The 16,045-nt window shown below is 60.4% G+C and carries 14 protein-coding genes; 10 read left to right on the top strand and 4 right to left on the bottom strand.

Features of this window, described 5'->3' with window-relative positions; genetic code table 11:
* Positions 1-10 precede the first annotated feature (10 nt).
* Genes ACO550_RS17425 through ACO550_RS17410 form a run of 4 tightly spaced genes read right to left on the bottom strand, consistent with a single transcriptional unit; the run spans position 11 to position 4,135 of the window.
* Complete coding sequence (locus ACO550_RS17425) at positions 11-979, bottom strand: tripartite tricarboxylate transporter substrate-binding protein (RefSeq protein ID WP_315593231.1); 969 nt, start codon at positions 977-979, stop codon at positions 11-13.
* 45 nt (positions 980-1,024) lie between these two features.
* Entirely contained in the window at positions 1,025-1,747 is a 723-nt protein-coding gene (locus ACO550_RS17420) for an FCD domain-containing protein (protein WP_315593230.1), read from the bottom strand.
* A 54-nt stretch (positions 1,748-1,801) separates the two neighbouring features.
* On the bottom strand, positions 1,802-2,761 hold the full coding sequence (locus ACO550_RS17415; protein ID WP_315593229.1) for a 2Fe-2S iron-sulfur cluster-binding protein: 960 nt from the start codon (positions 2,759-2,761) through the stop codon (positions 1,802-1,804).
* Between the two features lie 54 nt (positions 2,762-2,815).
* On the bottom strand, positions 2,816-4,135 hold the full coding sequence (locus tag ACO550_RS17410) for a Rieske 2Fe-2S domain-containing protein (protein ID WP_315593228.1): 1,320 nt from the start codon (positions 4,133-4,135) through the stop codon (positions 2,816-2,818).
* 271 nt (positions 4,136-4,406) lie between these two features.
* Here ACO550_RS17410 and ACO550_RS17405 point away from each other — a divergent pair, with 271 nt between their 5' ends.
* From ACO550_RS17405 to ACO550_RS17360, 10 genes are all read left to right on the top strand, one after another.
* A complete protein-coding gene (locus ACO550_RS17405; protein WP_315593227.1) occupies positions 4,407-5,741 on the top strand; it encodes an MFS transporter in 1,335 nt (444 codons plus the stop codon).
* A gap of 70 nt (positions 5,742-5,811) precedes the next feature.
* On the top strand, positions 5,812-6,624 hold the full coding sequence (locus ACO550_RS17400) for a LuxR C-terminal-related transcriptional regulator (RefSeq protein WP_315593226.1): 813 nt from the start codon (positions 5,812-5,814) through the stop codon (positions 6,622-6,624).
* A gap of 126 nt (positions 6,625-6,750) precedes the next feature.
* Positions 6,751-7,782 carry a Rieske 2Fe-2S domain-containing protein gene (locus tag ACO550_RS17395; protein WP_485994914.1) on the top strand — a complete coding sequence of 344 codons (1,032 nt, stop codon included), beginning with the start codon at positions 6,751-6,753 and terminating at the stop codon, positions 7,780-7,782.
* Positions 7,783-7,795: 13 nt separating this feature from the next.
* A complete protein-coding gene (locus ACO550_RS17390) occupies positions 7,796-8,854 on the top strand; it encodes a zinc-binding dehydrogenase (RefSeq protein WP_315593224.1) in 1,059 nt (352 codons plus the stop codon).
* 19 nt (positions 8,855-8,873) lie between these two features.
* Positions 8,874-10,331, top strand: coding sequence for an aldehyde dehydrogenase family protein (locus tag ACO550_RS17385; protein ID WP_315593223.1), 1,458 nt, complete (start codon positions 8,874-8,876; stop codon positions 10,329-10,331).
* 59 nt (positions 10,332-10,390) lie between these two features.
* Positions 10,391-11,293: a LysR substrate-binding domain-containing protein gene (locus ACO550_RS17380; RefSeq protein ID WP_315593222.1), complete on the top strand. Its 903-nt coding sequence runs from the start codon at positions 10,391-10,393 to the stop codon at positions 11,291-11,293.
* 132 nt (positions 11,294-11,425) lie between these two features.
* Positions 11,426-12,175, top strand: coding sequence for a glucose 1-dehydrogenase (locus ACO550_RS17375; RefSeq protein WP_315593221.1), 750 nt, complete (start codon positions 11,426-11,428; stop codon positions 12,173-12,175).
* Between the two features lie 83 nt (positions 12,176-12,258).
* The gene (locus tag ACO550_RS17370) at positions 12,259-13,590 is read left to right on the top strand and encodes an MFS transporter (protein ID WP_315593220.1); all 1,332 of its coding nucleotides are present in this window, start codon (positions 12,259-12,261) and stop codon (positions 13,588-13,590) included.
* A 21-nt stretch (positions 13,591-13,611) separates the two neighbouring features.
* On the top strand, positions 13,612-14,457 hold the full coding sequence (locus ACO550_RS17365) for a thiamine pyrophosphate-dependent enzyme (protein WP_315593219.1): 846 nt from the start codon (positions 13,612-13,614) through the stop codon (positions 14,455-14,457).
* Positions 14,454-15,458: a transketolase family protein gene (locus ACO550_RS17360; RefSeq protein ID WP_315593218.1), complete on the top strand. Its 1,005-nt coding sequence runs from the start codon at positions 14,454-14,456 to the stop codon at positions 15,456-15,458. The genes ACO550_RS17365 and ACO550_RS17360 overlap by 4 nt, the downstream gene beginning before the upstream one ends.
* The last annotated feature ends 587 nt before the right edge of the window (positions 15,459-16,045 follow it).

Here is a 16,045-nt window from a genome sequence, read left to right as displayed (position 1 = left end):
CGGGTCCGGATCAGAGGTGAATGTTGTATTTCGTGATGACGGGGTTCCATTGCCCCACTTCGTCGCGGATGAGCTTCTGCAAGTCCTCGGCGCTACCACTGCGAGGCTCGACCTTGCGTTCGATGAATATCTTGCGAACGTCGGGCTGTGCGACCGCCTTGACGATGGCGTCGCGCAGTTTCTTCTCCACGTCGGGTGGAATTCCCTTGGGAGCCAGCACGCCGAACCATGCCTGGCTTGTGAATCCAGGTACGTCCTCGGCAATCGCAGGAAGACCAGGTACCACTTCGGTCCTGCCGGGTGTCGCGACGGCCAGGTAGCGGACCTTGCCCGAGCCAACCATGACGGCGCCATCCAGGCCGGTTACGAAGGCGGCCTGAACCTGGCCGCCGAGGAATGCCGACATCAACGGCGCTCCACCGTTGTAGGGGATGTGCTGCATCTTCAGGCCGGCCATCTCGTTGAAGTACTCGCTCGTGAGGTGAGAGAGCGAGCCGTTGCCTACCGAGCCGATGTTCAACGACGCACCTTGCCTGCGGGCATAGGTAAGGAACTCTTTCATCGAGCGCGCCGGGCTGTCCGCTGGGACCGCCAGAATCATGGGTGAAATGGCAACCGTCGAGATGGGGCGCAAGTCGCGCAGTGAGTCGTAGGGAACCTTGCGCATCAACTGGATGACGGCGTTGGGGCCCGAGTTTCCAAAGACGAGCGTATATCCGTCCGGGGCAGACTTGGCCACAAGGTCCGTGCCGATGGCGCCGCCCGCGCCCGGCTTGTTCTCCACGACAACCGGCTGTCCCAGGTACTCGCTCATCGGTTTCTGGATGATGCGGGCAAGCTGGTCGGTGCTGCCGCCGGCAGCGTACGGGACGACGAGCCGGATTGGCTTTTCGGGGTATTCCTTTGCTGAAACGAGGGGTGACAGCAAAAAAAGGGCGAACGAGAGCATTGCACGCAGGTGCAAAGGCCGGGTGCGCATGATTTGTCTCCTAGTTGTGGGCTGCGGCTCGCTTGGCCGCTTGGGTCAGGTTTCCAGGTAGCTGGACCAGTAAGTTGTGGCCCGGTCCATGTGCTGCAGAATCAGGCGTTCAGCTTTCGAGATGTCGCGGTTGCGGATGTGCTCGAGCATCTGCCTATGCTCGCGTGCCGATGCCAGACCTTGGGTATGGTCTTCAAACAGCACTGCCCTGCGGCGGGCCGTAAACCGGTAGAACGCATTGAGCGTGCGAACCAGCACCGAGTTATGGGCAGCGTCGACCACGGCGATATGGAAGTCCGTATCCATTTCCGCGATGTTGCCGTTTGCCTCGAGTGTTTCGTCGGTCCTGGCGAGGATGGCTTCCATGCGAGCCAGGTCCTCGTCGGTCCGACGCTGGCAAGCCAGGCTGACGGCGAGCAGTTCAAGGTGCGCTCGCACTTCCATGGTCTCCGTGATCTCCGTCGGGGTGGGGGTCGCTCCGATATCGGTCAACAGCACGAGCGCCTCGAAACTGCTCTCGCGGGACATGTGGCGCAGATAAACGCCGGAATTGGGACGCGACTCGACCACCCGAAGCGTGACGAGCGTTGCAAGCGCTTCACGAACCGCATTTCGGCCAACGCCGAGCCGCTCGGCCAGGTCGCGCTCCGACGGCAAACGGTCGCCTGGCTGCAGGCGCCGGTCCTGCAGGTATGCCAGGATGCCGGCGATCACGTTCGTTCCGACGCTGGCGCGCGATTCAGCGGTTGCTTCGTGTGCTTGGTTCATGATTTGCTTTCCATTGGCCGTTCTTTGGTACTTCCTTGGCCCTGACTCCCGCCATCAAAGATCAAGCACCAGCGTCTTCGAGCGCGCGCCGGAGCAACAAACCATGATTGCCTGGTTGGCTTGTTTCTCTTCGTCGCTCAGGAAGTCGTCCCGATGGTCGGCCTGACCGTCAATGATTTCGGTCCGGCAGCTTCCACAAACGCCGTTGCAGCAGGAATAGGGCACCGCAACGTTATTATCCAACAGCACGTCGAGGATGGTCTTGCCGGGCTCCACACGGAACTTCGTGCCGCTCTTGTGCAGCACCACATCGAAGCCGCCTTCGGTGGCTGCCTGCTGCGTGGCGGAGAAGCGCTCATAGTGGACCGTGGCGGGGTCTCGCGCCTGTGTGACGGCCAGGAAGTCGTCAATCATGCGCGTCGGGCCACAGCAATATACGTGCGTCGAAAGCGGGAGCGCTTCCACGGTAGCGCTGATATCCAACCGCTGGGCGGGTTCTGAATCGTGGAAATGGCGAACGCGGCCGCGTCCCGCGTCGATCCGCTGAAGCTCGTCGGCAAAGGCGGTTTCGCCAGCCGAGCGGCTTGCGTACATCAACTGCCAGTCGCACCCTAGCGCGTCGAGCCGGCGAATCATCGGGAGGACGGGCGTAATCCCGATGCCGCCGACAAAGAATACGGCGCTTGAGGCGCGTTCATCGAGCGGGAAGTCGTTGGCAGGCGGCGTTGCCCACAATCTGTCTCCCACGCGAAGCTTGTCATGGGTCCAGCGTGAGCCACCTCGGCCGTCGGGTTCGCGCTGGACGGCGACGCGGTAATACGCCGGGTCTGTCGACGCCGCATTGGCCAGGGAATAGCTGCGAATCATCCCTGGCTGGAGATGCAGGTCAATGTGGGCGCCAGGGTGGAACCCCGGCAGGGGCTTCCCGTCAGCGGAAACGAAGTCAAACGAAGAGATGCGCTCTGCTTCGAAGGTGATTCGCTTCAGGCGAACTTCAATCAGCGAGGTGTTCATGCTCATATCCAGTGCTACTTAGCGGGGACGCATTGGTGGCGTATTGGGGACGTATCAGGGCGTGTAGCCAAAGTCCTTGCCCGGCTCCGCACGCATTGCGTCTTCACCCAGCTTCATCCAGTCGCCGCCCAGGGGGATGGTCAACGACACTGCGCGCCAGCGGAATGCGCCAGGCAAATTGGTCGATGGCGGACGCTCGCCCGACGCCGCCAGTTTCTTTGCGGCCTCCAGCAACACGCGCCGCATACGGGCAACTCCGGAGTCGCTGGTGCCCAGATGTTCCTTGCTGCGATCGAGGATGGGCGTCGTGCCGGACTGGCATGCCGCATCCTGAATCCACAGGCCCGGCATCCCTGAGTTGTATTTTTCCACCTGCGACTTGTAGTCGAACTGATAGGCGTTGCCGCGGTTGTACTGGCTCCAGTAGGTGTGATACGGCTCGGTTACCGGCCGCTTCTCGAATGCACCGTCCGAATGGTGGCCAGTCTCGCGGCCGTTATGACCTTCCTTGAACAGCTTCCGGGTGCGCTCGTAGAACGGCTTTGCCGGGTGATAGGAGAACATCAGGCAGAGCGTGTGCTCGTCGTCGATGGGCACCCAGGCGTGGCCGCTTAGCTCGGGGAACTGGGATTGGGGCGGAACCAAGGTCCAGAACGGCATCAGGAACTGATTCACACGCACGTAGTTGTCGCCGTCCGGCGTCTTGCGCCGTGCGCCGATGCTGATGCCAGCGTCGTGCTGCACGCATTCAAACGTCGGGCTCAAATCCTGAGCCTGGCGCCATTGGTTGATCACGCCACCTTCGCCAACGCGGCCGTGGAGAATCGCGGCATGGGCCGAATCGATCTCGCCCTCCAGCGCCTGCAGCCAGTTGCATTCCTGGACGCGCATGGAAATGGCGACTTGCTCCTCCGGCACCATATTCCATTCCACGTCGGGAAGCTCGGGTGCCTTGTCCGCGTCGGGGCCCATATAAGTCCACAGCACACCGTTGCGCTCCCTGACCGGGTAGGCCTTGATTTTCATGCGCTTGCACATCGGGCTGTCCGCAGGCTCGCACGGCATTTCCTCGCACTGGCCGCTGACCTTGAATTTCCAGCCGTGATAGACGCAGCGCAAACCGTCATTTTCGTTGCGGCCGAAGATCATCGGCGCCCCGCGATGCGGGCAGGCGTGGTCCACCAGGCCGACGTTCCCGCTGTTGTCCCGGAACGCGACCAGGTCTTCGCCAAGCAGCCTCACGCGATACGGCTGACCGCCAGCTGTTACTTCCGATGCCTTGAGAAATGGAATCCAGTACAGCCGCATCAGGGTGCCCATGGCCGTCCCTTGGCCGACGCGCACCAGCAGTTCGTTGTCTTCGCGTGAAAGCATTGTGAGGTCCTTTTTTGGTAATCCAATCTGGTAGGACCAATTGTAGGTGCAGACGGAATGGCAGAAATCGGTAGAAACCCTGAATTCTGAGCCTGAATTACCCTGAATTTTGGTAGGCCTGACCATTTACAAGGCCGACTCTCCCGCGCAATGTGCTCTCTGTGCCATTGTGAAGATGCGTCTAGGGACTTACCCGACTATCGTTTGGCGAAGCAATTTTTCTATAGTGTCCCCACCAAAGTGGTCCCACCAAAAGAGATTCGGAGACAAGATGGAAGTATCGTCGCCCCCCATTCATGCCTCGCTGAAGGCAGTCAGTCACCCAGTTATCGACAAGGCTTCAGGAGATGCCATTGTCAGGAAGGTGGGGCGGCGCCTGATGTGGTACGTGATCGCGCTATACATCGTGTCGGTACTGGATCGGGGCAACCTGGGGTTTGCATCGTTCTCGATGAACAAGGAACTTGGCCTGACGCCGCAGATGTATGGGGTAGGAGTGGGCATCCTGTTCCTTGGCTATTCGCTATTCGAGGTTCCCAGCAATCTGGCGCTCGCCAGGTACGGGGCCCGCATTACGCTGACGCGCATCGCGATGCTGTTTGGCCTGGTCACCGTATCCATGGCATTCGTGACGGGTCCGTACAGCTTCTATCTGGTGCGTGGCCTGCTTGGCATGGCCGAAGCCGGATTGACGCCCGGCGTCTTCCTGTTCCTGAGCTACTGGATTCCTCAAAGCTATCGGGCTCGCTACAACGCCGCATTCACCTATGCGGTTCCGTCGGCGTACATCCTTGCATCGCTTGTGTCCGGAGCGATTCTGCGGCTTGACGGCGTCTTCGGAATACCTGGGTGGAAATGGTTGTTTGTGCTTGAAGGGCTCCCGGCAGTGTGTCTTGGTGTGATTGGCATCTTCTACCTCACCGACCGGCCCCATCAGGCAACGTGGCTGAAACCCTCGGAGCGCGAATGGCTGCAAGCCCAGATCGACCGCGAGGCAACTACCAGGCACGAGGAATCCGCGAAGCTTGGAACCTTGCTGCGTCGTCCGGTGCTCTGGGTTCTAGCCGTCGGCTACATCGGCATCTTCTGCGGCAATGCGACGCTGGGCATCTGGTTGCCGCAAATCATGCACGGTCATGGCATTGCGCTGTCCATCATCGGTTTCGTCGCGGCAGTGCCCCCGCTCGCCGGGGTAATTGGCATGACCTATTTGTCGCGTCGTTCCGACAAAATGAAGGAACGTGTGTGGCACACAGTCGCATGCATGGTCATCGCGGCGCTCGGATTCGCTCTCATTGCCACATCGCAAAGCGCCACTGCTGCACTGATCGGATTCATGCTTGCAAATATTGGCGTGTACTCTTCCCTGGCGATCTTCTGGTCAATTCCTCAGACCTACCTGTCGACCAACGTCCGTCCTGCCGCCATTGCACTTATCAGTTCCTTTGGTGCCCTGTTTGGTGGGTGGCTCGCACCGATGTACATTGGCAAGGCGCAAGGCCACTTCCATAGCTTGCCGATGGGAATGGCAATCGTGGCCGCATTGATGCTCATCTCGTGTGTGTGTGTTGGTGCAGCGGGGAAACGTCTCTCCCGCGGCCAGTAAGCGGCTTGCTCCGCTTTACGCAGGAGTGCATCGGCGTCCGGCCTTGCTCCAACGTATTTGGAGAAGCTCAATGGATGTAAGTGTTTTCCAGAGTGAGCGCGTCGCCAATGCGATCGCGGCAATTGGCACCGACTCGTTTGGCGCGCAACTCGACTTGCTCGTCGACGGCATTTGCAGAGTTGACTTCTGTGCATGCTATCGGGTTGCCGATGACGGCGTCGATGTCGTAGCCATCAGCGACCCGCTTCGTTTTGAATCGGCCGCGCGCATCGATTCGTATGCGCACGACAAACTCTGGGCAATCGACCCCGCCTTGCATCAGGCGCGCCATCAACTTGCCTCAGCGAGCCTCACGCATGCCAGACTTACGCGCGGCGATATCTCCGATAGTCGCCTGCGCGATCTCGTCTACACACATCTGGTAGACAGGCTTCTGATCTGTCACAAAGGTAGCGCCGGTGTTTTCGCCATAAGCCTGCTCCGGTGGCGAGGAAGCTCTTCCTTTCAGTTCAGCGACGTGGAGACATTGGTCGCGGCCGGTCCAATCGTCATGGCACTGGTAGACCGCCATGCCGCCTCCCTGGCAATCCGTCGGCGGCCTGCCGACGCCTTCATTTCGTTGGTGCTCGCCGAACAATGCTTCGGCGCGCAGGCCGATATGCCGGCGCGCGAATGCGAGGTCTGCGCACGAATCGTTTTCGGCCATTCCTTGCCCGCAATTGCGCAGGACTTGAGAGTTAGCGTCGATACGATAAAGAGTTACGTCAAGCGAGCCTATCAGCGCATCGGTATCGCATCGCAAAGGGAACTGGTTGTCGCATACCTCGATTTCTGGGGAGCCTGGCTACCTGGCCAGAAAGAAGCCCGCAGGATGGTGCGGTAATTGGCGGCTTGTCACCCAGGCGGGTGGCAGACAGCAGGTTACGCAGGACATAGAGTGAGTTGAACCTCAACAAGAGAGCGCGCGACCCGGCGATGGGTCAGCAGCGCTATGACAGGAGACAACTCTATGTACCTCAACAACGCCTGGTATGTGGCCGGATGGGACGCGGATTTTCCAGGTGAGCGACTTCTGTCGCGTCGCCTGCTTGGACAGGACATCGTGTTCTACCGTCGTGGTGACGGACGGCTGGTTGCACTGGAAGACAGGTGCTGCCACCGGGCTGCGCCTTTGTCCAAGGGGCAACAGGAAGGCGACCAACTTCGCTGCATGTACCACGGTCTGCTGTTCGATTGCTCCGGCCGATGCGTCGAGGTACCTGGGCAAGAGAAGCTCTCGGACAAATTGCGTGTCCGCAGCTACCCGGTCGAGGTCCGGAATAACCTTGTGTGGATCTGGATGGGGCTGCCGGAAGAGGCGGATCCGGAAAGTATCCGCCCCGTGCATTGGCACGATCGCGCTGGCTGGAGTGTCGAAGAAGGTGGCTACATCCGCTATGCGTCGGATGTACAGCTGATTGTCGACAACCTGCTTGATTTCTCTCATCTCGGGTTTGTCCATAACAAGTCGATTGGAACCCGCAAGCAAGGTAATGTCCGCCCGGAAACGGATTTCTGCGGTGAGACCGTCTCGGTTCGCTTTACCACGCCTGACAGCGCGCCACCGGCATTCGCCCGCGAGCTTGGCCAACTGCCTGAAAAGGTCGACCGCTTCAATCATTACGTCTGGCACATCCGGGGCAACCTGTTTGTCCAGGACTCAGTCATTGCGCCGGTGGGCGACGGGTATGACAGCGAAGACCCGACCGCCATCAAGCTTCATACGTTTATCGCGCTGACACCGTGCGACGAGACCACGACCCACTACTTCTGGGCAACTGCTCGTAACGATTTCGCTTCGAAAGAAGAAGATCTCACGCGCAAGCTTACCCAGCAGGTGGCAAGTGCATTCGAGGAGGACCGGGAGATCATCGAGGCACAACAAGCGGTAATTTCCGCCACGCCACAAGCCCCGATGATTGCCATTGCCGCCGACGCTACCTTGCTGAAAGTGCGCCGCATGCTCGATGCATTGCTGGCCACCGAGCAGTCAGAACGGTGAACGGAGCGACGACATGAAAAGTTATGACATTGTCGAATGGGGCCGGCCTCTTCAGGAAGTCGTGCGAGAGACGCCGATGCCACGCGGAAGCGAGGTGCGTGTCAAGGTTGAGGCCTGTGGTGTCTGCCATAGCGATATACATATCCGCGAAGGCGCGCTGGACCTCGGTAACGGCAAGCGTGTCGAATTCGGCAGCGTGGGGGTCGAACTGCCGTTCACCATGGGCCACGAAATCGTCGGCGTGGTCGACGAAACTGGCCCCGACGCAAACGTTGCGCGCGGTACCCGATGTGTAGTCTACCCGTGGCATGGGTGCGGTGAGTGCCTGAACTGCCGGAGTGGCCGCGAGATCGATTGCGAGAGGGGCCGGGCGTTGGGTACGCGGCGACCGGGGGGGTACTCGGACTACGTCATGGTGCCGCATGAACGATATCTGTTGGACTATGGGTCGCTTGACCCGCTACTCGCCGCTACTTGCGCGTGCTCGGGATTGACGTCGTACAGTGCGCTGCGCAAGCTGCCGCCTTTGATGCCGCAAGATACCCTCGTGCTGATCGGTGCCGGAGGCCTTGGCCTTGCTGCGCTTGGGCTGGCGTCTGCGGTAACGCCGGCTCACGTCGTCGTGGCCGATATCGACGATGAAAAGCTGGCATATGCCACCACGGCTGGTGCTCACGCGGTTGTCAACCTGCGTTCCGCCGATGCGGCGACTGCTTTGCGGAAGGCCGCACCAGACGGGATTCGCGCCGTGATCGATTTCGTGGGCTCGGCCAATACCGTCGGTTGTGCATTGGAAAGTGTCGCGCGTGGCGGCACGGTCATTGTGGTCGGATTGTTCGGCGGATCGCTGTCGGTATCGACGGCGCTATTGCCCATGCGGAACATAACGCTTCAGGGTTCCTACGTCGGAACCGTCGATGAGATGCGATTGCTGCTCGCACTGATACAGGAACGCGAGATCAGTTCGCCTGTGAAGCTACAGGTACGTCCCATGTCGATGGTCAACGATGCGCTGGACGACCTTGCTCAAGGCAAGGTGAGTGGGCGTCTTCTTGCAGTACCTGGTCAGTGACGGAGTCGAGGGTACACATATGCTCTACAAATCGGCGAAGGCGGTATCCGGCCATTTGGTCAACCATCCCGTTGCGCTTCTGATTGGCGGCAGGCTCGTGGAGGGTGCCGGGACAATGGATGTCATCAACCCTGCCACGGCGGAGCCGTGTGCGGTGGCGCCTGTGGCATCTGCTGCTCAACTGGATGAGGCGATCAAGTTGGCCAGGCACGCGCAACCAGCGTGGGCGGCACTGCGACCGGAAGAACGGGGACGTCGTCTGCAACGGCTGGCGGCGCTACTGCGTGAACATGTCGAGGAACTGGCTGCATTGCTGACGCTGGAGCAGGGGCGCCCACTCGCCCAGACCCGGACGGAAGTCGCGCGGGCCGCGATGCTTCTCGAAGCGATGCTCACAATCGATATTGGCGATGAACTGCTGCGCGAGGACGACGCGTATCGCATCCTGCTTCGCCATCGACCGTTGGGTGTGGTTGGGGCGATTGCACCGTGGAACGTGCCCATCGGCTTGGCAGTCCCGAAGATCACGCATGCCCTCTACACGGGCAACACCATCGTACTCAAGCCGTCCCAGTACACGCCGCTGGCGACCTTGCGACTTGGGCAGTATGCGGCGGATATATTCCCGCCCGGTGTATTGAACATCGTAAATGGCGGCAACGACCTCGGAGAGGCCATCTGCAGCCACCCCGACGTGGCAAAAATCACGTTGACCGGATCCGTGGCGACCGGAAAGCGTGTCATGGCAACCGGTGCGAACTCGCTCAAACGCCTGACACTCGAACTGGGCGGAAACGACGCATGCATCGTGAGACAAGACGCGGATATCGAGCGCATTGCTCCCGCGCTTTTCGCGGCAGCGTTTGTGAATAGCGGTCAGGTTTGCATGGCAATCAAGCGTCTGTACGTGCATGAGTCCCTGCATGACCGCCTGGCACGACGCATGACCGATCTGGCAAATGGCGTCAAGGTTGGCGAGGGATTCGATCCCTCCACGGAGCTGGGGCCCTTGCAGAACGCCGCACAGTTTGAATCTGTCAGGCGCGTGCTAGGCGAGGTATCCGCAGATCCATCTGCACGGGTGATCGCCGGCGGCAAGATCATCGACCGACCCGGATACTTTATCGAGCCAACCATTGTCACCGGGTTGGCAGAGGGCAGTACGCTCGTGGACAACGAGACGTTCGGGCCGGTACTTCCGATTCTTTCCTTTGGCACGGATAAAGAAGCGATTGCGCGTGCCAACGCAACATCGCTAGGGCTCGGTGCTTCTGTCTGGGGCGAAGATATCGCGCATGCAGAGCAGGTGGCGCGCCAACTGGATGCCGGAACGGTCTGGATCAATCGGCACGTCGGCGTGGATCCGCTCGTGCCCTTCGGTGGGAACAAGGAATCCGGAATCGGGCGGCAGTTTGGGCGAGAAGGATTGCTGGATTTCACGGAATCAAGCGCACTCTACGTGCCTCAACACGGGTAGTTTTTTGCACGTCGTCCGCTTTGGCATAATGGCACTCCGACCATTCGCCGGTGATCCAGATGCGCATCCCGCCCATGAAGGCAATCCTCGCCTTCGAAAGTGTTGCCCGCAACAAGAGCGTCGGCAAGGCGGCAGAGGAGTTGGGGCTTACTGCATCGGCGGTGAGTCACCAGCTCAGCAATCTGGAAGATGTCATTGGGCAATCGCTGTTCTTCCGGCAGGGACGCGGACTGGTTCTGACACCAGTTGGTGAGCAGTATCTGCGCGACGTGACCGGCGTGATTGCAGAGCTGAATCGCGCCACGGAACGTGCGTCCACCCCGTCGGCCATTGACATCCTGCGCGTGCATACCAGTCCCAGTTTTGGGCTGATGTGGTTGTTGCCGCGGCTGGAGTCGTTCCAGGCCGATAACGGTGACATACAGTTGAACCTGTCTTGCTCGTATGAAGACGTGTCTTTCACCGCGGGCTTCTATGACATCGACGTACGGCATGGCCATGCACACTGGCGCGATCTCGAAGTCAAAAGCCTGCGCCATGAACGGATCCTGCCGTTGGCTTCGCCGGAATATTTGCGCAAGCATCCGGTACGCGATCCTGTCGACCTGATTGATCGCCGGCTGATCAATTCCGAAACCCCATTGGTGCGCTGGCAGCAGTGGTTCGCACGCTTCGGCGTGCAGGCTGCACAGAAGACCTTCGATTTCTCGTTCGACCGCTCCTACATGTCGCTGGAAACCGCCGCGCTAGGCCTTGGCGTGGCGCTGGAAAGCTCGCTGCTGGCGTCGGTGATGCTGCGCAAAGGCACTCTGGTGCCAGTCTTCGAAGCGCAATACGCCGTGGAGGTGGCCAGCCATCACGTTGTCTATCCCGCACAGAACGCCGACCTGCCTCGTGTGGAGCGCTTCCTGGCCTGGCTCGACCGTGAGGTCAACCGTCCGCAGGACGGCACCGCAGCCTAGGGTTTTCCTGCTGCTCCATAACCCTCGATATCTGAAAATTTCTCAACGATAGTTGAGGCCGAATGCATTGATCGGCGCTCCGCCAGCGACAAAACTCTAGCCATCGTCAAGTCGAACTAAAGGAGACACGAGATGCTGGTCGAGAACAAGGTAGTCATCGTCACGGGAGCCGCATCGCCGCGCGGAATCGGCAAGGCCACGGCCCGGGCGCTGGCGGAGCAAGGGGCAAAGGTCGTTATCGTCGACCTGCAGCTCGAAGCGGCGCAAGCGGCGGCGGCTGATCTGGGCGAGGGCCATCTCGGCCTGCGCTGCGATGTGACTGACAAGGCGTCGTGCGACGCCGCCGTCCACGCTACGGTGGAGCGCTATGGTCGCATTGATGGCCTGATCAACAACGCCGGCATCACGCAGCCGATCCGTACGCTCGATATCGGCGCCGCCAACTTCGATGCGGTGGTTGATGTGAACCTGCGTGGCACGCTGTACATGTCCCAAGCGGTGTTGCCGCAAATGAAGGAGCAGAAGCGCGGCAGTATCGTCTGCATGTCGTCGGTATCGGCGCAACGCGGTGGCGGCATTTTTGGCGGCCCCCATTACAGTGCGGCCAAGGCCGGCGTGCTGGGCCTGGCCAAGGCCATGGCACGCGAGTTCGGCGGCGACCATATTCGCGTGAACTCGGTGACGCCAGGTCTGATCCAGACCGATATCACCGGCGACAAGCTGACGCCGGAGATGCGCACCGACATCATCAAGGGCATTCCGCTTGGCCGGCTGGGCGACGCCGCCGATGTGGCCAATGCCTGCCTGTTCCTGGTCAGCGACCTGTCCTCGTACCTGACTGGCATCACGCTCGACGTCAACGGCGGCATGCTGATCCACTGAAGCCCTGCGGCCTGCAGGTCGGGGGGCCGCAACACCATGTCAACGCACCCGGGACCACCCGGGGCACAGGCAGGAGACATTCCATGAAGACGAAATACGCAGCGTCGGCCATTGAGGCCGACGCGGTGATGCCGCGCGCCGATCAGGCGTCATTCGAATCGCGCACCTATGGCAAGGTGATGCGGCGCCTGATTCCGTTCCTGATGCTGTGCTACCTGGGCGCGTATCTGGATCGTGTCAATGTGGGCTTTGCCAAGCTGCAGATGCTTGGTGACCTGCAGTTCAGCGAGACCATCTACGGCCTGGGCGCAGGCATCTTCTTCCTCGGCTACTTTATCTTCGAAGTGCCAAGCAACGTCATCCTGCACAAGGTTGGCGCACGCAACTGGCTGGCGCGCATCATGCTGACGTGGGCCGTGATCTCGGCGGGCTTCGCGTTTGTCAGTACTCCCACACAATTCTACGTACTGCGCTTCCTGCTCGGGGTGGCCGAGGCGGGCTTCGCACCGGGCGTGATCCTGTACCTGACGTACTGGTTTCCCTCTGAACGGCGCGCCAAGGCATTGTCGATGTTCTTCATGGCCATTCCGCTGGCAGGTATCGTCGGCGGGCCGCTGTCGGGCTGGATCATGCATGCGCTGCACGGCGTGCACGACCTGGCCGGCTGGAAATGGCTGTTCCTGATCGAGGCTGTGCCATCGCTGCTGCTGGGCATCGCCATCCTGTTCTATCTCGATAACGGCATCCAGGGCGCCAAGTGGCTGACCGACCAGGAGAAGGCGCTGCTGCAGCGTAATGTCGAGGGCGACAACGCACAGAAGGTGCAACACGTATCGATCCGCGCCTTCATGTCCGACCGTCGTCTGTGGCTGATGGCCGCGATCTACTTCTGCGTGGTGCTGGGCCAGTATGGCCTCACGTTCTGGCTGCCGACCATTATCCGCAAGACCGGCGTGGTCGACCCGCTCTGGGTGGGTATCCTGACCGCGGTGCCATACCTGTGTGCCATTGTTGCGCTGCCGTTGATCGGCCGGTCCGCCGACCAACGTCGTGAGCGCCGCCTGCATCTGGCCATTCCGATGCTGGTTGCGGCAATTGGCTTCGCTACGTTGCCGCTGCTGGGCAGTGTCACGGCTGCGATTGTCTGTCTGTGCATCGCGGCGGCCGGGATCATGACTTCGTCGTCCCAGTTCTGGGCGCTGCCCACCGCTTTGCTTGGCGGCATGTCTGCCGCAGCAGGCATCGCGGCGGTGAATTGCGTGGCCAACCTCGCGGGCTTCTTCTCGCCGGCGATTGTGGGCTGGCTCAACGATCTGACCGGCAAGTCCACTGCTGGCCTGATGTTTATCTCGGCAACGGTCGTCTGCGGCGCGCTGCTGGTCTTCCTGGTGCCGGCCAAGGCCGTCAACCGCTGAATTTTTTCCCCTGGAGTCATCATGAGTCGTACCAATCTCGACACGCCAGTGTCGTTGGCCGAACGCGCCTATCGCATCCGGCGCAATGCCATCCTGATGGGCGAAGTACAAGGGCAGGGCTATGTTGGCCAGGCGCTGGACATTGCCGATGTGCTGGCCGTTGCGTACTTCGGTGCCATGAAGTACCGCCCCGAAGATCCCGAATGGGAAGGGCGCGACCGCTTCCTGCTCTCGAACGGACACTACGCCATCGCGCTGTACGCCGCGCTGCTCGAGGCTGGCATCCTGCCGGCGGAAGAACTTGAAACGTATGGCAGTGACGGCAGCCGCTTGCCGATGTCAGGCATGGCCAGCTACACGCCGGGCATGGAAATGTCGGGCGGTTCCCTGGGCCAGGGCCTGACGATCGCCGTGGGCCGTTGCCTGGGGCTGAAGCGCAAGAATTCGGACGCCTTTGTCTATACGCTGTTCTCGGATGGCGAACTCGACGAAGGATCGGTCTGGGAGGGCATCCTGTCTGCCAGCCACTGGAAACTCGATAACCTGATCGCCATGGTCGATGTGAACAACCAGCAGGCTGACGGGCCGTCGACGCAGATCCTGGCGTTCGAGCCACTGGTGCCGAAGCTCGAAGCGTTCGGATGGTATGTGCAGCGTGTGGACGGCAACGATATCGATGCGGTGGCCAAGGCGTTCGACAACGCACGTGCCCACACCGAGCCGCAGCCACGCATGATCGTTTGCGATACGCGCATGGGCTGTGGCGTGCCGTTCCTGGAACAGCGCGAGAAGAATCACTTTATCCGGGTGGAAGCCCACGAATGGCAATTGGCGCTGCAAGCGCTGGAAGCCGGGAGACAAGCATGAGCAATACCATTCAGACCGGCAAGACCCGGCTCAAGACCTCGGCGATGATTGCCTCGATTGCTGCCGAAGGACAGGCTACGCGCGCGGCACCATTCGGTCATGCGCTGACGGCACTGGCTGCGCAGCGGGCCGACATCATTGGCATGACGGCCGACCTCGGCAAGTACACCGACCTCCATCTCTTTGCCAAGGCATACCCGGAGCGCTACTACCAGATGGGCATGGCCGAGCAACTGCTGATGGGTGCGGCCGCTGGCTTCGCTCATGAAGGTGCCGTGCCGTTCGTGACCACTTACGCGGTATTTGCCACACGGCGCGCCTATGACTTCATGCACCAGACCATCGCTGAGGACAACCTCAACGTCAAGATCGTCTGCGCACTACCAGGCCTGACCACGGGCTATGGACCGAGCCACCAGGCGGCGGAAGACCTGGCGCTGATGCGCGCGATGCCGAACATGACCGTGATCGACCCGTGTGACGCCATCGATATCGAACAGATGGTGCCGGCCATCGCCGCACATGACGGTCCCGTTTATGCGCGGCTGCTGCGTGGCAATGTGCCGGTGGTGTTGGACGAGTATGACTACAAGTTCGAATTGGGGAAGGCCAAGTTGCTGCGCGATGGCGCCGAAGTGCTGATCATATCGTCGGGAATCATGACGATGCGCGCACTGGAAGTGGCCAAGGCGCTGGAAGCCGATCGCGTGGGCGTGGCGGTCCTGCATGTGCCGACGATCAAGCCGCTCGATACCGAAACCATCGTGCGGGAAGCCAGCAGGGCAGGCCGCCTCGTAATCGTGGCGGAAAACCATACCACCATCGGTGGCCTGGGAGAGGCTGTGGCCACGTCCCTCATGACAGCGGGAGTTGCCGTTCCATTCCGTCAGATCGCGTTGCCTGACAAATTCCTGGATGCAGGCGCACTGCCTACGCTGCACGATCGCTATGGGATTTCCACTGCGGTCATGAGTGCCAACATCAAGAACTGGCTGGCTTGACCCTGCACAGGCACAGCGACGGCGCGGTGAGGTTGACCTCGTAGCCGAGAGGTGTCGACTAGCCCGAAAGCGTCGACACCAATTTTCTCCACAAGATCGAGAACCGCAATAGTTTTCGAGAAATTCGATGGCCGGTGCGGCGCTTTCCAAAAAAGGCCCGTCGCCGTCTGAGACCATCCGAAGCGCGGGTTACCTTACCTGCGGTATTCCGGAACGCCACCAAGACTTCGTCATTCCATTATTGGTTCAACCAAATAGGTTGAGCCAATTGTATTTGAACGAGTGCCTTGTGAAATCAGGGATAACCCTCGGGAAAAGGCTTCTGGCCGAGGGAAGCACGATTTGGCGCGGAACTGGGTCATACATCGGCCCGCTTGCAGGGACTCTCCCAAACCTCCACACGCACGCTCTTGCACGTCAGGGATCGATACCCATTGACGACTTCGCTTCCAGCTCACTAGAATAGTTTGGTAGAACCATTCAACGGATCAACCAACTAGGATGTGCGCGATTGTACGACCGCGTGAACGTCATGAATGGCGGCCCCGCGCCGGCGTCTTCGGGTGGGACAAATTTGAGGCGGTTGA

The organism is Cupriavidus sp. (assembly GCF_057315035.1).
Note: the sequence above shows the minus strand (reverse complement) of the source record. Positions and strands in the feature narration are given on the sequence as shown.